Raw genomic sequence first — 20,014 nt, forward strand, 5'->3', positions numbered from 1 at the left:
GCGAGTTGATTGCGGACCTCGCTCGGTATGCGCATACCACACCAACGACGCAGAGACCGTGAAGCAACGTGTTGATTCTTTACGAGCCCTTAGGGCCTGTCTGACAATTCCCGTCTGCCGGGCGGCGTCAGGCGCGCCCTAGGCCGCCTCGTCCAGCCGCTCCTCCCGGCGGCCCGCTTCCGCGAGTGCCGGTATGTCCTGCTTGACCGAATCCCGGCCGGGTAGGGCGCCCCGGCCCAGCAGCGCCTGAATGCGCCGGACGCAGGAACCGCAGTCGGTGCCCGCCTTGCAGGCGGACGCTATCTGCCGGGGGGTGCAGGCACCGTCCGCCGCGTGCTTCTTGACCTGCGCCTCGGTCACTCCGAAGCAGTTGCAGACGAACACGCGGTTCCACCTCCCGACGGGATTCGATAGGTCGTGCCGTCCCGAAGATCGGTGAGGCTAACCTAACCTTACCCGCCGAGTCTGAGCCGCAAAAGTGCGATGGGGCGCGGATCGTATGTGATCCGCGCCCCACCCTGCGTGCCGGTAACAGCCGAAACGGCTGCTGATCTGCTACTGGTCCCGGTACATCTCCGCGACCAGGAAGGCCAGGTCAAGCGACTGGCTGCGGTTCAGCCGGGGGTCGCAGGCCGTTTCGTAGCGCTGGTGCAGGTCGTCGACGAAGATCTCGTCGCCGCCGCCCACGCACTCGGTGACGTCGTCACCGGTGAGCTCGACGTGGATGCCGCCCGGGTGGGTGCCGAGGCCCTTGTGGACCTCGAAGAAGCCCTTGACCTCGTCGAGCACGTCGTCGAAGCGCCGGGTCTTGTGACCGGAGGCTGCCTCGTAGGTGTTGCCGTGCATCGGGTCGGTGATCCAGGCGACGGTCGCGCCCGAGGCGGTGACCTTCTCGACCAGCTCGGGGAGCTTGTCGCGGACCTTGTCGGCGCCCATCCGGACGATGAAGGTCAGCCGGCCCGGCTCGCGCTCCGGGTCGAGCCGCTCGATGTACTGCAGCGCGTCCTCGGCCGTGGTCGTCGGGCCCAGCTTGATCCCGATCGGGTTGCGGATCTTCGAGGCGAACTCGATGTGCGCGCCGTCCAGCTGCCGCGTGCGCTCACCGATCCACACCATGTGTCCGGAGACGTCGTACAGGTGCCCGGTGCGGGAGTCGACCCTGGTCAGCGCCGACTCGTAGTCGAGGAGCAGCGCCTCGTGGGAGGCGTAGAACTCGACGGTCTTGAACTCCTCCGGGTCGGCCCCGCAGGCGTTCATGAAGTGCAGCGCCTGGTCGATCTCGCGCGCCAGCTGCTCGTAGCGCTGGCCGGACGGCGAGGTCCGTACGAAGTCCTGGTTCCAGGCGTGCACCTGGCGCAGGTCGGCGTAGCCGCCGGTGGTGAAGGCGCGGACCAGGTTGAGCGTGGAGGCGGAGGCGTTGTACATCCGCTTCAGCCGCTCGGGGTCCGGGATCCGGGCCTTCTCGTTGAAGTCGAAGCCGTTGACCGAGTCGCCGCGGTAGGTCGGCAGGGTCACGCCGTCGCGGGTCTCGGTGTTCTTGGAGCGCGGCTTGGAGTACTGGCCGGCGATCCGGCCGACCTTCACGACCGGCACGGACGCCGCGTACGTGAGGACGGCGCCCATCTGGAGGAGGGTCTTGAGCTTGTTGCGGATGTGGTCGGCGGACACGGCGTCGAAGGCCTCGGCGCAGTCGCCGCCCTGGAGAAGGAACGCCTCGCCCTTGGCGACTGCTCCCAACCGGGCGCGCAGCTGGTCGCACTCGCCGGCGAAGACGAGCGGCGGATACGACTCAAGGTCCGCGATCACTTCGCGCAGAGCCTCGGCATCGGGGTACTCGGGCTGCTGCGCCGCGGGCAGGTCTCGCCAGGTGTTGCCAGCGCTCGCGCTGGACTTAGCGTTCACGGTCACGGCGTCAACATTACGGGGTCGTGTCGGGCATCCCTCCCCATGCTCATCAATTGAGACGGATCGTGCTCGATCGAAGCGCCGTGAACCGGCCACCCGGCCGCGGATCCGGCGAAGATCCGTTGCGGACCCGACGTGGACCCGGCGTGGACCCCACGCGGATCAGGCGTGGGGTAGGGTGCGGCGCATGTTCGCGCACTCGACCCAGAACCAGAACTGGTGGTGGACCGCTCACCCGGCGGCCCACTGACTGCGCGTACGCAGGACTTCGCGAAGGCCGCCCGAGGGGCGGCCTTCGGTGTTTTCGCGACCGGAACCGTTCCTCACGACCTCTCGCCCACCTCATCCGCTGAGAAGCCGAGACGCCGAGAAGGAACAGGGACCCATGAACCTGCTCGATCTGCTGGACGATCCCCGCCCGTTCGCCCTGCTGCGCCGCCGCACACCGGGCCGCCCCGCCGACCAGGCCGACACCGTCGAGGTGCTGCTCGGCCCCGTCACCGAGCACGAGCGGCTGGCCGACCTCCCCGAGGGGCTCGCCCTCGTCCCGTTCCGCCAGATCCGCGAGCGCGGCTTCGACGTCCACGACGACGGCACTCCCCTGTCGGTGCTCGTCCCGGAGGAGTCGTACGAGTTCTCCCTGGAGCAGGTCCTGGCGCAGCTGCCCGCGCACGACGTACGGGTCGAGGACGGTGGCTTCGACGTCGCGGACGAGGAGTACGCGGAGATCGTCGGGCGGGTGCTGCGGGAGGAGATCGGGCGGGGCGAGGGCGCGAACTTCGTCATCCGGCGGACGTACGAGGGGACGGTCCCCGGGTTCGGACGGGCCGACGCGCTGGCGCTCTTCCGACGGCTGCTGGTGGGCGAGCGGGGGGCGTACTGGACGTTCGTCGTGCACACCGGGGAGCGCACGCTCGTCGGCGCGAGCCCCGAGGTGCATGTGCGGATGTCCGGCGGGACCGTCGTGATGAACCCCATCAGTGGCACGTACCGCTATCCCGCCGAGGGGCCGACGCCCGAGGACCTGCTGGAGTTCCTGGCCGACGGCAAGGAGATCGAGGAGCTCTCGATGGTCGTCGACGAGGAGCTCAAGATGATGTGCACGGTCGGCGACATGGGCGGGGTCGTGATCGGGCCGCGGCTCAAGGAGATGGCCCATCTCGCGCACACCGAGTACGAGCTGCGGGGCAGGTCGTCGCTGGACGTGCGCGAGGTGCTGAAGGAGACCATGTTCGCCGCGACCGTCACCGGGTCGCCGGTGCAGAACGCCTGCCGGGTGATCGAACGGCACGAGGTCGGCGGGCGCGGCTACTACGCCGGGGCCCTCGCCCTCATCGGACGCGACTCGGGCGGCGCCCAGACCCTCGACTCCCCCATCCTCATCCGGACCGCCGACATCGACGGCGGCGGACGGCTGCGGGTACCGGTGGGCGCGACGCTCGTCCGCGGGTCGGATCCGGCGGGCGAGGTCGCGGAGACGCATGCCAAGGCGGCGGGCGTGCTGGCCGCTCTCGGCGTACGCCCCGGGCGGCCGGGCGGGGAAGAGGCGCGGGCGCACCTCGCGGACGATCCGCGGGTGCGGGCCGCGCTCGACGGCCGGCGGGCCTCGCTGGCACCGTTCTGGCTGCGGATGCAGGAGCCGTCCGCCGAACTGCCGGGCCGTGCGCTCGTCGTGGACGGGGAGGACACCTTCACGGCGATGCTCGCGCATCTGCTGCGCTCGTCCGGTCTGACGGTGACCGTGCGGCGGTACGACGAGGAGGGCCTGCGGGAGACCGTCCTCGCCCATGAGGGCCCGCTGGTGCTGGGCCCCGGCCCCGGCGATCCGTCCGACCTGGCGGACCCGAAGATGGCCTTCCTGCGCGGCCTCACCGCGGAGGTGCTGCGCGGGCACCGGTACGGGGTGCTGGGTGTGTGCCTGGGCCATGAGCTGATCGCGGCGGAGCTGGGCCTGGAGACCGTGCGCAAGGAGATCCCGTACCAGGGCGCCCAGACGGACATCGACCTGTTCGGGCGGACCGAGACCGTCGGTTTCTACAACAGCTTCGTGGCGCGCTGCGACGACGAGGCCGCGCTGGAGCTGGCGGCGCACGGCGTGGAGGTCGCCAGAAGCCGGGGCCAGGAGGTGCACGCGCTGCGCGGGCCGGGCTTCGCCGGGGTGCAGTTCCACCCCGAGTCGGTGCTGACCCTGCGCGGCACGGACGTCGTACGGGAGCTGCTGGTTCAGGTGCGCGCCGGGGCGGGCACCAGCACGTTCTCGGAGCGGCGGCCCGCCAGGTAGTCGAGGACGTTGCGCACGGTGGTCTCGATGATCTGGCCGACCGCGTCCACCGTGTAGTACGCCTGGTGGGAGGTGACGACGACGTTCGGGAACGTGACCAGGCGGGCCAGGGTGTCGTCGTCCACCACTTCGAGTGACTTGTCGAGAAAGAACAGCCCGGCCTCGGCCTCGTACACGTCGAGGCCGACGCCGGTGAAACGGCCGGCACGCAGTTCGGCGACCAGGGCCCGGCTGTCGATGAGGCCGCCGCGGCTGGAGTTCACCAGGACCGCGTCGTCCTTCATCGTGCGCAGGGCGGCGGCGTCGATCAGATGCTCGGTCTCCGGCAGCAGCGGTACGTGCAGGCTGACGAGGTCGGACTCGGCGAGAAGCCGCTCCTTGGGGACGTACTCCATGCCCAGCTCCACGCAGGCGGGATTCTCGGCGGCGTCCCAGCCGAGGAGATTCATCCCGAAGCCATGGGCGATACGGGTGAACGCCTCGCCGATCTTGCCGGTGCCGAGGATGCCCGCGGTGCGCCCGTGCATGTCGCGGCCCATCAGCCCGTCGAGCCGGAAGTCGAAGTCGCGCGTGCGGTTGGAGGCGCGGACGATGCGGCGGTTGACGGCCATCGCGAGGGTCCAGGCGAACTCCGCGACGGAGTGCGGCGAGTAGTACGAGACCCGGGCGACCGTCATGCCGAGGCGTTCGGCGACCTGGAGGTCGATGTTGTTGAAGCCGGTGGAGCGCTGGGCGACCAGCTGGGTGCCGCCGGTCGTGAGGGTCTGCAGGACGGGGCTGCCCAGTTCGCAGTTGACGCTGGTGGAGACGGTCTCGTAGCCGGCGGCGATGGGGGCGGTGTCCTCGTTGAGGAAGACGTCCAGGCAGCGGACGCCGTGGTGGCCCTCCGCCCGGAAGGCCTCTTCGAGGAGGGGCTTCTCGTCGGCCTGGACGCCGAAGGCGAGGATCTCCACGGGGCCCTCCGGGGGTTGGCGGGTGTTTGTCGGCGTACCCCGCCGAATATACGAACCGTGGGATGTTCTCGCCCCCGCCGCCCCTACCCGTCCCGTCACTGACTCGGGGGCCAGCCCCCGAACCCCCGGTCCTCAAACGCCGGACGGGCTGAGATGTCCCCGGACCGGCAGACATCTTTCAGCCCGTCCGGCGTTTGAGGACACAGTGACGGGACGGGTAGGGGCGGCGGGGGCGAGGGAAGTCAGCCGAAGAAGACTCCGACCTCCTCGTACAGTCGCGGATCCACCGTCTTCAGGCGGGCCGTGGCCTCCGCGATGGGCACGCGCACGATATCCGTCCCCTGGAGCGCGACCATCTTGCCGAAGTCCCCGTCCCGCACGGCCTCGATCGCGTGAAGACCGAACCGCGTCGCCAGCCACCGGTCGAACGCACTCGGCGTGCCACCACGCTGGACGTGACCGAGGACGGTCGTCCGCGCCTCCTTCCCCGTACGCCGCTCGATCTCCTTGGACAGCCACTCCCCCACGCCCGACAGCCGCACATGTCCGAAGGAGTCCAGCGACCCGTCCTTGAGGACCATGTCGCCGTCCTTGGGCATGGCCCCCTCCGCGACGACCACGATCGGCGCGTACGAGGCCTTGAAGCGCGAGGTCACCCAGGCACAGACCTGGTCGACGTCGAAGCGCTGTTCCGGGATGAGGATGACGTTCGCGCCGCCCGCGAGACCCGAGTGGAGCGCGATCCAGCCCGCGTGCCGCCCCATGACCTCGCACACCAGTACGCGCATGTGCGATTCGGCGGTGGTGTGCAGCCGGTCGATCGCCTCGGTCGCGATCCCGACGGCGGTGTCGAAACCGAAGGTGTAGTCGGTGGCGGACAGGTCGTTGTCGATGGTCTTCGGTACGCCGACGACGGGCACCCCGTACTCGTCGGTGAGGCGCGCGGCGACCCCGAGGGTGTCCTCGCCGCCGATCGCGATCAGGGCGTCGACCTCGCACTTGGCGAGGTTCTCCTTGATCCGGCGGATGCCGTTCTCGGCCTTGAGGGGGTTGGTGCGCGAGGAGCCGAGGATGGTGCCGCCGCGAGGCAGGATGCCCCGCACGGCGGGAATGTCGAGCCGGACGAAGTCGCCTTCCAGCGGACCCCTCCAGCCGTCCCGGAAGCCGGTGAAGTCATAGCCGTACTCCTGCACGCCCTTGCGGACGATGCCCCGGATGACGGCGTTGAGCCCGGGGCAGTCGCCGCCACCGGTCAGTACTCCGACCCGCATGGAAAGTCCCTTCGCCATGGTTGGCTGACGGAACTCACGCTAATAGTGATCCAGGTCACTCCAGGAGAGGGCGGAAGGTCAATTCCGATGCAATGTGCGGGAGTTGATCACCCGTCATCACTCGTTGGTGTATATCGGCGGGTTTACACGTCGTCGAGGCCCCGCTCTATGGCATAGCGCACCAACTCCACGCGATTGTGCAACTGGAGCTTGCCCAGGGTGTTCTGGACGTGGTTCTGCACCGTGCGGTGGGAGATCACGAGGCGCTCGGCGATCTGCTTGTAGCTCAGGCCCTTGGCCACCAGCCGGAGCACCTCGGTCTCCCGCTCGGTGAGCTGCGGGGCCCTCGGCTCGTCGCCGCCGGTGGCGGGACCGGGGTCGGAGGCGAGTCTGCGGTACTCGCCGAGGACCAGGCCGGCGAGGCCCGGGGTGAAGACGGGGTCACCGACGGCCGTGCGGCGCACCGCGTCGATCAGCTCCTCCGTGGAGGCCGACTTGAGCAGATAGCCGGTGGCGCCGGACTTGACCGCCTCCAGGACGTCGGCGTGCTCGCCGCTCGCGGAGAGGACCAGGACGCGCAGGGCGGGGTTGAGGCCGACGAGTTCCTTGCAGACCTGCACACCGGGCTTGGCGGGCAGGTTCAGGTCCAGCACGAGGACGTCGGGCCCGACGGCCTGGGCCCGGCGCACCGCCTGTTCGCCGTCGCCCGCGGTCGCGACCACGTCGAACCCGGACTCGGCGAGGTCCCGGGCGACCGCGTCGCGCCACATGGGGTGGTCGTCGACCACCATGACCCTGATCGGGGCCTGCCCCGTTCCCTGCCCCGGCGACTGTCCTTGTCCCTCGCTCATGCCTTTTCCGCCTTCCCCCGTGTGCCCTTGAGCCCCTTCGAGGCCTTCGGTGCCTGCTTCGGTACCTTCAGTTCCACTTCCGTGCCCTGGCCCGGCACCGAGATCAGCTCGGCGGTGCCGCCGATCTCGCGCAGCCGTCCGCGGATCGACAGGGCCACCCCGAGGCGCCCCTCCCCCTCGGCCTGGGCGAGCCGTCCCTCGGGGATGCCGGGGCCGTCGTCCCGTACGGTCACGATCACCTCGTCCGGCTCGTCCTCGACCAGGATCCAGGCCCGGGCGTCCTCGCCCGCGTGGCGGTGGACGTTGTCGAGGGCCGCGCCGACCGCCGCGGCCAGTTCCCTCGCGGCACCGGCCGGGAGCGGCACCGGGGTGCCCGGCTCGGAGAACGTCACCTTCGCGGTGGCGTACGGGGCGAGCAGCGGGCGCAGATCGCGGGGGGCCAGGTCGTCCTGCGGGTCCGGCTCGTCCACCGTGCGGACGACGGCACCCTCGGCCTCGTCCTCCGAGAGCCGCGAGACGGGTACGAGTCCGCCGGAGACCAGGGTGCGCAGCGCGACCTCCTGCTCGCCGGCGAGGCGGCCCAGGTCGGCGGCCTCCCCGCCGATCGCGGAGCCGCGCCGCTGGACCATGGCGAGCACCTGGAGGACGCCGTCGTGGATGTCACGGGCGAGCCGCTCGCGTTCGCGGGTCGCCGCCTCGATCTCCAGGGCGCGGGCGAGGGTTCGCTCGGAGGCGCGGGCGACCTCGACGACGTATCCGATGGCGATGGAGGCGACCCAGACCAGCAGCACGTTGTGGAGGGTGTCCTCGCTGAGCGCGCCGCGCTGCAGGACGTTGGCGACGCCGACGAGCGCCGAGGCGAAGGCCGCCCAGCGCCAGCCGCCCTTGATCGCGAACGCCAGCACCGCGCCCGCGGTCCATATCGACGGGAGGGTCGGGCCGCCCGCCACGATCCGCTCGTGGGCGTCCGCGACCGGGGTGAGCAGGATGCCGGTGAGGGCGACGGTCAGATCGGCCGCGAGGAAGGGCTTGGTGCAGCTCTGTGCGTTCGCCACCTTGGGCAGGGTGGCGAAGGTCCAGGCGAAGAGCAGTACGTAGTAGCCGATGGCCACTTCGGGGCGGACGAACTCGTCGTTCTTCGCCACGAAGAGGCCGATCGCGTAGAACAGCGTCAGGACGCGGTACCCCGTGAGCGCGCGCCACAGCGGCTGCTCGACCGACATCCTCATGACTCTCTCGCGCTTGGCCATGTCCCCCAGTACCCCATCCCCCGTGGCCGCGTCCAGGTCTACGAGCCGGCCTGCTCCTTGTCGGCCCGCTCCTGGCCGGTCTGCTCCTGGTCCGCCGCCTGGCGTGCCCGGTCGGCTTCCTTCTGCGCTTCCCTCTGGACTTCCTTCTGCGCCTGCTTCTGCGCCTTCGCCGCCTCCGCGATCTGCCGCTTGGCGGCCGTCGCGTAGATGTCGACGTACTCCTGTCCGGAGAGCTTCATGATTTCGTACATGACCTCGTCGGTCACCGCGCGCAGCACGAAACGGTCGTGCTCCATGCCGCTGTAGCGGCTGAAGTCCAGCGGTTCGCCGATGCGGATGCCCGGGCGCATCAGCTTGGGCATCACCTTGCCGGGCGGCTGGATCTTCTCCGTGTCGATCATGGCGACCGGGATGACGGGCGCCCCGGTGGCCAGCGCCACGCGCGCGAGTCCACCGGGCTTGCCCCGGTAGAGGCGGCCGTCGGGCGACCGGGTGCCCTCCGGGTAGATACCGAAGAGCTCGCCGCGCTCGACGACGTCGATCCCGCTCTTGACCGCGGCCTCGCCCGCGCCGCGTCCGCCGGACCGGTCCACCGGCAGCTGCCCGACGCCCTTGAAGAAGGCGGCGGTCATCCTGCCCTTGACGCCGGGGGTGGTGAAGTATTCCGCCTTCGCGATGAAGGTGACCTTGCGGTCGAGGACCGCGGGGAGGAAGAACGAGTCCGAGAACGACAGGTGGTTGCTCGCCAGGATGGCCGGGCCCTCGGCGGGAATGTTGCTGAGGCCTTCCACCCAGGGTCTGAAGGCGAGCTTCAGGGGCCCTCCGATGGAAACCTTCATTGCGCCGTAGATCACCCGAGTGCCTCCTGTGTCTGTCGATCAGACCTTAACCCGGAGCACCGTCAATGGGCCCGACGGCCCTGGTCGGTGTCAGTGCCGTCGCGTACGGTGAAGTACGCCTCGAAGCTTCGGGGTGATCGTCGCGTCGCCCTTGAACGAACAGGAGACCGAAGGTGCCGGTCCTTCCCGGAGCTGAGCCGTTCCACCACGAGGGGGGAGAGGTCGGGGTCCTCCTCTGCCACGGCTTCACCGGTTCCCCGCAGTCGCTGCGCCCCTGGGCGGAGTATCTCGCCGAGCGCGGTCTCACCGTCTCGCTGCCGCTGCTGCCCGGACACGGCACCCGCTGGGAGGACATGCAGCTCACGGGCTGGCAGGACTGGTACGCGGAGGTGGACCGCGAGCTGCGCGCCCTGCGCGAGCGCTGCTCCCAGGTCTTCGTCTTCGGCCTCTCCATGGGCGGCGCGCTCACCCTGCGGCTCGCCGCCAAGCACGGCGACGAGATCAGCGGCACAGTGGTCGTCAACCCGGCGAACAAGGTGCACGGCCTCGCGGCGTACGCACTGCCGGTGATCCGTCACTTCGTCAGGACGGTGGACGGCATCACCAGCGACATCGCCAAGGACGGCGGGATCGAGATCGGGTACGACAAGGTGCCCCTGCACGCGGCCCACTCGATGCGTAACTTCTACCGGCTGGTCGACGGCGAACTGCCGCAGGTGACCCAGCCGATGCTGCTCCTGCACAGCCCGCAGGACCATGTCGTGCCGCCCGCCGACTCGGCCCGCATCCTCAGCCGGGTGTCGTCCGTGGATGTCACGGAGATACTTCTGGAACAGAGCTACCACGTCGCGACGTTGGACCACGACGCGGACCGGATCTTCGAGGAGAGCTTCGCCTTCGTCTCCCGGCTCGCACCCGGTGCCGGCAAGGAGGCCGGCACGGGTCAGGCGAGTCAGCAGGAAGGGACGGCCACTGGTGGCTGAGCACGACGCGGACCGCGAGCCCGACGAGAAGGACGCGGCGCCCGGCGGGGAGCAGGGCCCGTCGTTCGACGAGACCGCGGCCTGGGAGGCCATCGTGGCCGGATACGGCGACGAACCGCCGGACCCGCCCGGCGCGAAGCCTTTCAAGTCGGTGGAGGACCTGGCGCTCCTGGAGCCCGAGACGAACGACGCCGGTGGCGCGGGCGACTCCGGCGGCAAGAGCTCCGCGACGCCCAAGGGCGCCAAGAGCAAGCAGGGCGGTACGGACACCACGGGTCCGGAGGCCGACCCGGAGACCGACGCGAAGGCCGGGCCGAAGGACGAGCCCAGCGCGGGGAAGCCGCTCGGCAGTTCCGTGGCGTTCGCGCCCGGTGTCGCCGGTCCCCGCGACTTCTCGATGCCCGAACCGGCAGAGGAGGACTTCGACGAGGACGACGAGGGCCACTTCGTGCCGCCCGAGCCGCCCCCGCTGCCCGCCGCGGACGCCACGGCCAAGTTCGCCTGGCTGGGCGTGATCGGCGGCCCGGTGCTGCTGCTTCTCGCGGTGCTGCTCGGCTGGGAGATGACGTGGTATCTCGCCACGCTCGGCATCGGCGGCTTCCTCGGCGGGTTCGCCACGCTGGTGGGGCGGATGCGGGGCGACGAGGAAGATGAGGACGATCCGGGGCGCGGCGCGGTCGTCTGACGCCCGGCGTTTCCGATGCCCGGCGTTATTGAGCGGTGGGGATTCTGAGGGCTGCCAGGACCGGGAGATGGTCGGTGGCGGCCCTCAGGTCCGCCTCGGTCACTCCGGGCTGGTCCAGGGGTACGCCGCAGCCCAGGATCTGTACGCCCGCCGTGGCGAGGAGCGCGTCGATGCGCTGGTGGGGGTCGCCGGGCGTGGAGGTGTGTTCGCCTCCCCAGGGGGCCACCGCCCAGCCGTCCTGGAGCGCTGCCGCGAGGCGCTTGAACGTCCGGCCGTTCGGGCGCTCGTTGAGGTCGCCGCCCGCGATGGCGTGCGGGGTGTCCAGGGCGGCGAGGCTGTCCAGGAGCAGGGCGCCCTGCTCCTGCCGCTCGTCCTTCTGGAGGGAGAGATGGCAGCTCAGTACGCCGACGCGGGGGCCGTCCGCCCCGCCGAACCGTACGACGGCGGTCGCGAAGCCGCGCCGGTGCAGGCCGGGGGTGAGGGGGAGGAGTACGTCCTCGGTGCGTTCGACCGTGGCGCGCAGGGAGCAGAGGAGGGCGGGGCCTGACGCGGTGGCTCCGCCGGAGAGGACGACCTGGCCGGAGGCCGCCGCCAGGCGGGCCAGTTTCTTGCGCCAGCGGAAGAAGCGGGGGGCTTCCTGGAGGAGGACCAGGTCCGGTTCGCAGGCGGCGATCACGCGGGCGAGTGCGGTGGTGTCGTCCCGCATGGACCGGATGTTGTAGCTGAGGACCCGGACGACGACCGAACCGTCGGACTCCGTCCGGGGACCGGGCAACGGGTTTCCTGCCGGAATCGTCGACATACGGATCAAGATATCCCGCGGGCCGGTGGGGGCTGGTCGCGCAGTTCCCCGCGCCCCTAAAAGATGAAAGGCAGGGGCGCAGCCCCGCCTTTCAGGGGCGCGGGGAACTGCGCGGGCGACCCCCACTCGGCCGCAGACGACGCACGTCCCCGCACCCCGCGTAGCGATCCGCTACATGATCGGGTCGGGCTCGCGCGCCAGATCCGCCGCGCCCACCAGCCCCGCCTCGTTCCCCAGCTGCGCGGCGATCACATCGGCGACGGGACGCCAGTTCCCACCCACCAGCCACCGCTTGTACGACTTACGGATCGGGTCGAGGACCAGTTCGCCCTCGTCGGAGAGCCCCCCGCCGACGATGAACGCGGAGGGGTCGAAGAGCGAGGCCAGGTCGGCAAGACCCGCACCCGCCCAGCGGGCCAGCTCGCGGTAGGAGTCCACCGCCACCGGGTCGCCCTGCCGCGCCGCCATCGAGATGTGCTTGCCCTCGATGCCGTCGGGCGAGCCGTCCCCCAGCGACAGCAGGATGTCCGCGTTCTCCGGCGTCGCGTTGGCCCGCTGCTTCGCGTACCGGACGAGCGCGCGCCCGGACGCGTACTGCTCCCAGCAGCCCTGCGAACCGCAGCCGCACAGCAGCCCGTCCGGGACCATGCGGATGTGCCCGAACTCCGCGGCCACCCCGAAGTGCCCGCGGCGCAGCTTGTTGCCGATGATGATGCCGCCGCCCAGGCCGGTGCCGAGCGTGATGCAGATGACGTTGCGGTGCCCCTTGCCCGCACCGAACTTGTACTCGCCCCAGGCCGCCGCGTTCGCGTCGTTCTCGACCACGACCGGCAGGCCCACCCGGGCCTCCACCGCTTCCTTGAGGGGCTCCTGCCGCCAGTCGATGTTCGGCGCGAAATAGACCGTCGAGCGCTGCCGGTTGACGTATCCGGCGGCGCCGATGCCGACGCCGACGATCTCGTGCCCGGCCCTGGCACCTTCGACGGCCGCGGCGATCGCGTCCACGATCGCCTGCGGCGTCGTGGGGGTCGGCACCTTGAAGGTCGAGAGGATGTTGCCTTCCTCGTCGACCACCCCGGCCGCGATCTTCGTGCCGCCGATGTCGACGCCGATGGTGAGTCCCATGAATCCCTCAGTTTCGGTCGAGCCCCGCTATGGCCAACCGTACCCGAGCGACTTCAGTCGAGGTCGATGTGTTCACCGCTACCGGTGCCCTTGCCGGTGCCCTCGTCCCGGGGGCGCGCGGCGGTGTCACGGGCGGTCCAGCGCCGTTCCTGCGCCTCGACGGCGGAGCGGTACGCGGCGAGCAGCTCGGAGCCGGCGCTCGCGAGGTGGTCGAAGACGTCGGGGTTGCGCTCGATGACGGGCTCGACGGCGGCCTTGGCCTGCTGCACGACCTGGTTCACCATTTGCTGGGCGGCGCCGCCGGCGACCGCGCCGAGCAGGGGCGACTGCAGTCCGGACAGCTTGTCGGCGACGGCGTCGACGAGTTTGCGCAGTTCCTCGGCGGCCGAGCCGGGCGGCTGGCCGTACTGGGTGCGGCGGCGGGCCTTCTCGGCGGCGAGGTCCTCGGCACACGCCTTCGCCCAGGCGTCGTCGTCGGTCGCCCGGACCTCGTCGCGCGGGTCGTCGCGCTCCTCGCCGCGCACCGTGCCGTCCTGCACCGGGTCGAGCGCGTCCTCCCCCGCGTCGGACGTGGGGCGCTCATCGCTCATGGCGGACTCCAAGCATCGGCTCTGTGTCTCTCGACGTTACCCGAACGGGGTAGGCCGTTCACCGTGTCCGTGGCCACAGATCCGGGTCGGGCGCGAACCGGACACGCAGTTCGCCCTCGCGCAGGGAGGCGCCGTCGACCGCGCAGCGGCGCAGGGCGGACGGCAGCGCGACGATCCGGCGGAACTGCCCGACGGTGACGACGAGTTCGTCGCCACGGCGTACGAGGTCCAGTTCCTCGCGTATCGCGCCGGGCAGCGGGATGTGCCAGACGAGCACGCCGTCGTCGGCGAGCCGGTCGACGACGGGCCAGGCGGGCGGTCCGGCAGCGGCGGCGGCGCCCGGACCGGTTTCGGGGACGGGCACGGGAAGCAGGGCCAGGTCCTCGGCGCCGCGCGGGTCGCGGCCGAGGTGGGGCACCTCGTGCACCGCGCAGGTCCCGGCGGAGCCCCATTCGTCACGCCATCCGTCGAGGGACTTGCGCTGCTGGGCGGCGAGGGCGGCGAGCCAGGTGTCGGGGGACGCGTCGGGCAGGACGCGGTTGCCGATCAGGGCGTCGGTGCGCAGCCCGCGCAGGGCGAGCCCGGTGACGGCCGACCGTACGGCGTCGGCGCCCGCGGGTCCCGGCTCGGCGACCAGCCGTACCGTCGTGGCCGGGTCCTCGACGGCCAGCTGGACCGCGGCCAGTTCGACGTCCCAGCGGGCCGCCGCCTCGTACAGCCGGTCCGTCGGCATGGGGACGCCGGCCAGGCGGCCGAGGACGGGGCGCAGGGCGCGGGCCGCCTGGCGTTCCGCGGGCAGCAGGCGGCGCAGGTAGCGGCGCAGTTGTTCCGGGAGGGCCAGCAGGGCGAGGGCCTGGGGGGTCGGCGGGAGGTCGACGACCAGCAGGTCGAAGGTGTCCGCGGCGGCCGCGTCGCGCAGGGCGCGGAGCAGGGTGAGTTCCTCGGCGCCGGGCAGCGGGGTGAGTTCCTCGGCGTCCAGGCGGGCCGAGCCCAGCAGGTCGAGGGCGGTGGAGGCCTGTTCCTGGAGGGCCAGGAGGTCCGCCCGGAACCGTTCGCCCGCGTCCGGCCGCCAGGCGGTGAGCCCGGGTGCGGTCTCGGCGGGCGTGGAACCGGTGGAGGCGCCGAGGGCGGCACCGAGGGTGTCGGTGCGGTCCGCGGAGAGCACCAGGGTGCGGGTGCCCCGGCGGGCGGCCTCCCGAGCGGTGGCCGCGGCGACGGTGGTGCGGCCGGAACCGCCGGGGCCGGTGATCAGGATGGTGCGCATGGAGGTGAACGGTACGTGGTGCGGCGGCGCCTGCGACGGGCCGCTACTTGTCGCCCGGTCCCGCCTTCTTGCCGGCGTCCCCCGACTCCGCTTCCTTAGCGGCCTCCTCGGCGGCTTCCTTGCCTGCGTCGCCGGACTCCACGCGCTTCTTCAGGCCCGCCAGCGCGCGGTCGATGATGACCTTCTCCGCCTTGCGCTTGATCATGCCGAGCATCGGGATCTTGACGTCGACGGTGAGCCGGTAGGTGACCTCGGTGGCGCTCAGACCGGCCGGCTTGAGGATGTACGAGCCGTCGAGCGAGCGGAGCATCTGGGACTTGACCAGGGTCCAGGAGACCTCGTGGTCGCCGGTCCAGGTGTAGCCCAGGGTCTGGTCGTCCTTGATGGCACCCGCGTCCATGACGAGGCGCACCTGCTCCGCGCGACCCTTCTCGTCCGTCGCGAGCACCTGCGCCTCCTTCACCTCGCCCGTCCAGTCGGGGTAGCGGGCGAAGTCGGCGATGACCGCCATGACATCGGCCGGTGCCGCCTCGATCGTGATACTCGAACTGGTGTTTTCCGCCATCGCTGTGGCTCCTCCAGATGCGGTCCGGACAGGGGGATTCTGCGGGCACGAGGGTTCTGCGGGTACGAACGCTTTCTACCTGTGTGCGCAGCGTGAACGCTACCGCGCTGTGGAGGCCCCGCCGCCCCCGGCCCTGCGACCGCCGGTAGCCCCGGCGCCCCTCACCACTCCAGCGCCCACGGCTTCCCCGTCCCGGCGAAGTGACCCACGTTCACGCACTCCGTGGCGCCGATGCGCATCCGCCGGGCGAGCGGCTGGTGCACGTGCCCGAAGAGCGAGTACCGCGGCCTGGTGCGCCGGATCGCGGCCAGCAGCGCCCGGCTGCCCCGCTCGAAGCGCCGCGCCACCGTGTCGTAGACGAGCTCGGGCACCTCGGGCGGGATGTGCGTGCAGAGCACGTCGACCTCCCCGACGGCCTCGATCTTCGCCGCGTACTCCTCGTCGCTGATCTCGTACGGGGTCCGCATGGGGGTACGCAGTCCGCCGCCGACGAAGCCGAAGACCCGGCCGGCGATCTCGACGCGCTGTCCGTCGAGCACGGTGGTGCCGGGTCCTGCGTACTCCGACCAGAGGGACGGGATGTCGACGTTGCCGTAGGTGGCGTACGTCGGAGTGGGGAACGCCGCGAAGAGTTCGGCGTACTGCTTCCGTACGGCCTTCTCGATGGCGGGGCCGCGGTCGACGCCCGCCCACAGCCGGGCACCGAGGGCCCGCGCGTCCTCGTACCTGCGGGCGGTGCGCAGCTCGACGATCCGGTCCGTGTTCTCGGTGCCGAAGAGGTCCGGGAAGATGCCGCGGGAGTGGTCGGCGTAGTCGATGAAGAGGACGAGGTCGCCCAGACAGATCAGGGCGTCCGCGCCCTCACCGGCCCTGACCAGGTCACGGACATTGCCGTGCACGTCGCTCACGACGTGGATCCGGGTTCTCGGGGACGCCCCCGGGGTCTCTCGCTCGCCGCCGCTGTCGCCGCCGCCTTGTGTACCTGCCATGGCGATCAAGGGTAGGCCTGTGGAGCAAAGGTGTGTAGACGCGGGCGGACCTGCGGTTACTACCCAGTCAGTAACGGGTTGGACTACTCTGCGCCAAGGAACGCCAACACGTGTGACGCGGGGAACATCTCACCGGCCCCCCTGTCGAAGAGGCACTACCGGCGGGTAACGTCCGGGCAGTCCAGTCGTGCTCAGGGTTTCAACAACCGACTCCCGGAGCACCTGCCCGAGCCTTGGACCGCTCCGTCGCATCACACGAAGTCGTGGCGTCGGCGCCCTATGAGGAGCAGCAGTCTTGCGCGAGTTCAGCCTTCCGGCTTTGTACGAGGTCCCTGCGGACGGCAATCTGACCGACATCGTCCGCAGAAACGCCGCGCAGCATCCCGATGTCGCGGTCATCGCCCGCAAGGTCGGCGGTACCTGGACGGATGTCACGGCCACCGCCTTCCTCGCCGAGGTGCAGGCCGCCGCGAAGGGCCTGATCGCCTCGGGCGTCCAGCACGGCGACCGCGTCGCCCTGATGTCCCGCACACGGTACGAGTGGACGCTCCTCGACTTCGCCATCTGGAGCGCGGGCGCCGTCACCGTACCGGTGTACGAGACCAGCTCCCCGGAACAGGTGCAGTGGATCCTCGGCGACTCCGGAGCGATCGCGATCGTCGTCGAGCTGGACGCGCACGCCGCCGCCGTCGAGTCCGTGCGCGACCGGCTGCCGCACCTCAAGCACGTCTGGCAGATCGAGGGCGGCGGGATCGACGAGCTCGACCGCGCCGGCAAGGACGTCTCGGACGCCGCCGTCGAGGAGCGCAGCTCGCTCGCCAAGGCCGACGACCCGGCGACGATCGTCTACACCAGCGGCACGACCGGGCGCCCCAAGGGCTGTGTGCTGACCCACCGCAGCTTCTTCGCCGAGTGCGGCAACATCGTCGAGCGGCTGCGCCCGCTGTTCCGTACCGGTGAGTGCTCGGTGCTCCTCTTCCTGCCGCTCGCGCACGTCTTCGGACGGCTCGTGCAGGTCGCGCCGATGATGGCGCCGATCAAACTCGGCATGGTCCCCGACATCAAGAACCTCACCGACGAACTGGCCTCGTTCCGGCCGACGCTGATCCTCGGTGTGCCGCGCGTCTTCGAGAAGGTCTACAACTCGGCGCGGGCCAAGGCGCAGGCGGACGGCAAGGGCAAGATCTTCGACAAGGCGGCGGACACCGCGATCGCGTACAGCCGCGCGCTGGACACCCCGGCGGGACCCTCCATCGGCCTGCGGATCAAACACAAGACGTTCGACAAACTCGTCTACAGCAAGCTGCGCGCGGTCCTCGGCGGCAAGGGCGAGTACGCGATCTCGGGCGGCGCGCCGCTCGGCGAGCGCCTGGGCCACTTCTTCCGCGGCATCGGCTTCACGGTCCTGGAGGGGTACGGGCTGACCGAGTCCTGCGCCGCCACCGCGTTCAACCCGTGGGACCGGCAGAAGATCGGCACGGTCGGACAGCCGCTGCCCGGCTCGGTGATCCGCATCGCCGACGACGGCGAGGTGCTGCTGCACGGCGAGCACCTGTTCAAGGGGTACTGGAACAACGAGGGCGCGACCGAGGAGGCGCTGGCCGACGGCTGGTTCCACACCGGTGACATCGGCACGCTCGACGAGGACGGATACCTCCGGATCACCTGCCGCAAGAAGGAGATCATCGTCACGGCGGGCGGCAAGAACGTCGCCCCCGCCGTGATCGAGGACCGGATCCGGGCGCACGCGCTGGTCGCCGAATGCATGGTCGTCGGCGACGGACGGCCGTTCGTGGGCGCGCTGGTCACCATCGACGAGGAGTTCCTGGGGCGGTGGGCCGAGGACCACGGGAAGCCTGCCGGCTCGACCGCGGCGTCCCTGGCGCTCGACCCCGAACTGCTCGCGGCGCTCCAGAGTGCGGTGGACGACGGGAACGCGGCGGTGTCCAAGGCGGAGTCGGTCCGGAAGTTCCGTGTGCTGTCGCACCAGTTCACGGAGGATTCGGGGCATCTGACTCCGTCGCTGAAGCTGAAGCGGAATGTGGTGGCGAAGGATTACGCCACGGAAATCGAAGCGATCTACCAGCCCTGAGCCCCGCACCAAAAGAATTGCGCCGTTCCCCGCGCCCCTGAAGGTGCGGGCCGGTGGGGGCGGGCCTAAACGATTGCGCAGTTCCCCGCGCCCCTGAGGGTGCGGGTCGGTGGCCCTGCTGGAACGCCCGCAGGGCGCGTTTCAGCAGGGGCGCGGGGAACTGCGCGGGTGACCCCCACCGGCCCGCACCCGTCGCGGCGCGGCTTTTCAGGGGCGCGGGGAACTGCGCAATCATTTGGGCGCGCCCACCACCCGCCCGCACCCGTCGCGGCGCGCGTTTTCAGGGGCGCGGGGAACTGCGCAATCATTTGGGCGCGCCCACCACCGGGGCGCACTTTCAGGGGCGCGGGGAACTGCGCAATCGTTGGGGCGCGCCCACCACCGGCCCGCAGGTGACCGGCACGCGGCAGGTCGCGCTAGAGCAACCCCCTCAGCCCCTCCGCCAGGAGGTCCCAGCGCCAGTGGGACTCGACCCACTCCCGCCCCCGCTCCCCCATCCGGCGCCGCAGCTCCGGATCGCCGAGGAGCGTGACGATCCGGTCCGCCGCGTCCTCCGGGGAGCCGCCCCGGACCACCCACCCCGTCTCCCCGTCGAGCACCGCGTCCGGCGCACCCCCGGAGTCGCCCGCGACCACGGGAAGGCCCGTCGCGGAAGCCTCCAGGTAGACGATGCCGAGCCCTTCCACATCCAGCCCCCCGCGCCGCGTACGGCACGGCATGGCGAAGACGTCACCCGCCCCGTAGTGGGCGGGGAGTTCGGACCAGGGCACCGCCCCGGTGAAGCGCACGGAGTCGTCGACACCGGTCTCGTACGCGAGCCGCCGCAGATCCTTCTCGTACGGCCCGCCCCCCACGATCAGCAGCACGGCCTCCGGCTCACTCGCCAGGATGCGCGGCATCGCGAGGATCAGCGTGTCCTGCCCCTTGCGCGGGACGAGCCGCGAGACGCACACGACCACCGGCCGGTCGGTGAGGCCGAGGCGCGCCCGGACGGCGTCCCCGCCCGACCCGGGGTGGAACGTCTTCTCGTCGACCCCGGGCGGAAGTTGCACCATCCGCGCCGCCGCCTCGGGCGTCAGCGCGGTGGCGATCCGCGACCGGGTGTACTCCCCGAGATACGTGATCGTGTCCGTCGACTCCCCGATCCTGCCGAGGAGTTGACGTGCCGCGGGCAGCTGCGCCCACCCCGCCTCGTGCCCGTGCGTGGTGGCCACGAGCCGTTCCGCGCCCGCCTTGCGCAGCGCGGGCGCGAGCAGTCCGAGGGGCGCCGCCGCACCGAACCACACCGAAGTGCAGCCGTGTTCCCGCAGCAGCCCGACGGCCTGCCGGGACACCCTCGGAGTGGGCAGCAGCATGGTTGTTCGGTCGCGTACGATGACGAAGGGCTGTTCGGCGTCGAAGGCCGCTGTGGCCTCGGCACCTTCCCGGCCCCGCTTCCACGTGGAGGCGTAGACGACGAGCCGTTCGGGGTCCAGGCGCAACGCCATGTTGTGCAGGAAGGCCTGGATACCGCCCGGTCTCGGCGGAAAGTCGTTGGTCACGATCAGGGTCTTGTGCATCGTCTCGCGC

At 70.9% G+C, this 20,014-nt stretch carries 19 protein-coding genes; 5 read left to right on the plus strand and 14 right to left on the minus strand.

The genetic code is table 11. The annotated features are described in order from the left end of the window. Positions 1-138: 138 nt before the first annotated feature. Both ACZ60E_RS44795 and ACZ60E_RS44800 read right to left on the minus strand, forming a co-directional pair. A complete protein-coding gene (locus tag ACZ60E_RS44795) occupies positions 139-384 on the minus strand; it encodes a (2Fe-2S)-binding protein (protein WP_384809368.1) in 246 nt (81 codons plus the stop codon). A 171-nt stretch (positions 385-555) separates the two neighbouring features. Continuing rightward, complete coding sequence (locus ACZ60E_RS44800; protein ID WP_384809370.1) at positions 556-1,908, minus strand: class II 3-deoxy-7-phosphoheptulonate synthase; 1,353 nt, start codon at positions 1,906-1,908, stop codon at positions 556-558. 184 nt (positions 1,909-2,092) lie between these two features. Between ACZ60E_RS44800 and ACZ60E_RS44805 the strand changes: the two genes are divergently transcribed. Both ACZ60E_RS44805 and ACZ60E_RS44810 read left to right on the plus strand, forming a co-directional pair. Continuing rightward, positions 2,093-2,155: a trp operon leader peptide gene (locus ACZ60E_RS44805; protein ID WP_152788727.1), complete on the plus strand. Its 63-nt coding sequence runs from the start codon at positions 2,093-2,095 to the stop codon at positions 2,153-2,155. A 135-nt stretch (positions 2,156-2,290) separates the two neighbouring features. After that, positions 2,291-4,186, plus strand: a complete 1,896-nt coding sequence (locus ACZ60E_RS44810) for an anthranilate synthase family protein (protein ID WP_469448120.1) — start codon at positions 2,291-2,293, stop codon at positions 4,184-4,186. Here ACZ60E_RS44810 and ACZ60E_RS44815 read toward each other — a convergent pair. The 5 genes from ACZ60E_RS44815 to ACZ60E_RS44835 all read right to left on the minus strand — a co-directional run bounded on the left by ACZ60E_RS44815 (position 4,129) and on the right by ACZ60E_RS44835 (position 9,350). Continuing rightward, positions 4,129-5,139: a 2-hydroxyacid dehydrogenase gene (locus tag ACZ60E_RS44815; RefSeq protein WP_384809374.1), complete on the minus strand. Its 1,011-nt coding sequence runs from the start codon at positions 5,137-5,139 to the stop codon at positions 4,129-4,131. The genes ACZ60E_RS44810 and ACZ60E_RS44815 overlap by 58 nt on opposite strands. Before the next feature lie 242 nt (positions 5,140-5,381). Beyond that, the gene (locus tag ACZ60E_RS44820; protein ID WP_107017450.1) at positions 5,382-6,410 is read right to left on the minus strand and encodes a 6-phosphofructokinase; all 1,029 of its coding nucleotides are present in this window, start codon (positions 6,408-6,410) and stop codon (positions 5,382-5,384) included. A gap of 143 nt (positions 6,411-6,553) precedes the next feature. After that, entirely contained in the window at positions 6,554-7,261 is a 708-nt protein-coding gene (locus ACZ60E_RS44825) for a response regulator (protein ID WP_384809377.1), read from the minus strand. Next, positions 7,258-8,511 (minus strand): MacS family sensor histidine kinase, encoded by a 1,254-nt coding sequence (gene macS, locus ACZ60E_RS44830; protein ID WP_384809379.1) that lies wholly within the window; start codon positions 8,509-8,511, stop codon positions 7,258-7,260. Before macS ends, ACZ60E_RS44825 begins: the two co-directional genes overlap by 4 nt. 38 nt (positions 8,512-8,549) lie before the next feature. Next, positions 8,550-9,350 carry a lysophospholipid acyltransferase family protein gene (locus ACZ60E_RS44835; RefSeq protein ID WP_469448134.1) on the minus strand — a complete coding sequence of 267 codons (801 nt, stop codon included), beginning with the start codon at positions 9,348-9,350 and terminating at the stop codon, positions 8,550-8,552. 173 nt (positions 9,351-9,523) lie between these two features. On the opposite strand from ACZ60E_RS44835, the gene ACZ60E_RS44840 reads away from it, so the two are divergent. Then, on the plus strand, positions 9,524-10,333 hold the full coding sequence (locus ACZ60E_RS44840) for an alpha/beta hydrolase (protein ID WP_469448121.1): 810 nt from the start codon (positions 9,524-9,526) through the stop codon (positions 10,331-10,333). Further along, a complete protein-coding gene (locus tag ACZ60E_RS44845; protein ID WP_469448122.1) occupies positions 10,326-11,018 on the plus strand; it encodes a hypothetical protein in 693 nt (230 codons plus the stop codon). The genes ACZ60E_RS44840 and ACZ60E_RS44845 overlap by 8 nt, the downstream gene beginning before the upstream one ends. Before the next feature lie 25 nt (positions 11,019-11,043). Here ACZ60E_RS44845 and ACZ60E_RS44850 read toward each other — a convergent pair whose 3' ends face one another. The 6 genes from ACZ60E_RS44850 to ACZ60E_RS44875 form a co-directional block, all read right to left on the minus strand. Next, on the minus strand, positions 11,044-11,820 hold the full coding sequence (locus tag ACZ60E_RS44850) for an endonuclease/exonuclease/phosphatase family protein (RefSeq protein ID WP_469448123.1): 777 nt from the start codon (positions 11,818-11,820) through the stop codon (positions 11,044-11,046). Between the two features lie 171 nt (positions 11,821-11,991). Then, a complete protein-coding gene (locus ACZ60E_RS44855) occupies positions 11,992-12,945 on the minus strand; it encodes an ROK family glucokinase (protein ID WP_107017445.1) in 954 nt (317 codons plus the stop codon). 53 nt (positions 12,946-12,998) lie between these two features. Beyond that, a complete protein-coding gene (locus tag ACZ60E_RS44860) occupies positions 12,999-13,535 on the minus strand; it encodes a DUF5304 domain-containing protein (RefSeq protein ID WP_469448124.1) in 537 nt (178 codons plus the stop codon). A 58-nt stretch (positions 13,536-13,593) separates the two neighbouring features. Continuing rightward, entirely contained in the window at positions 13,594-14,799 is a 1,206-nt protein-coding gene (locus tag ACZ60E_RS44865; RefSeq protein WP_384809390.1) for an ArsA family ATPase, read from the minus strand. A 43-nt stretch (positions 14,800-14,842) separates the two neighbouring features. Continuing rightward, positions 14,843-15,364, minus strand: coding sequence for an SRPBCC family protein (locus ACZ60E_RS44870; RefSeq protein WP_385839224.1), 522 nt, complete (start codon positions 15,362-15,364; stop codon positions 14,843-14,845). 161 nt (positions 15,365-15,525) lie between these two features. Then, positions 15,526-16,353, minus strand: a complete 828-nt coding sequence (locus ACZ60E_RS44875; protein ID WP_384809394.1) for a metallophosphoesterase family protein — start codon at positions 16,351-16,353, stop codon at positions 15,526-15,528. A gap of 295 nt (positions 16,354-16,648) precedes the next feature. Between ACZ60E_RS44875 and ACZ60E_RS44880 the strand changes: the two genes are divergently transcribed. After that, a complete protein-coding gene (locus ACZ60E_RS44880; protein WP_469448125.1) occupies positions 16,649-18,445 on the plus strand; it encodes an AMP-dependent synthetase/ligase in 1,797 nt (598 codons plus the stop codon). 416 nt (positions 18,446-18,861) lie between these two features. On the opposite strand, the gene ACZ60E_RS44885 is transcribed toward ACZ60E_RS44880, so the two are convergent. Then, positions 18,862-20,004: a glycosyltransferase family 4 protein gene (locus ACZ60E_RS44885; protein ID WP_469448135.1), complete on the minus strand. Its 1,143-nt coding sequence runs from the start codon at positions 20,002-20,004 to the stop codon at positions 18,862-18,864. Positions 20,005-20,014: the final 10 nt, after the last annotated feature.

It is taken from the genome of Streptomyces sp. NPDC102514, from assembly GCF_055584525.1.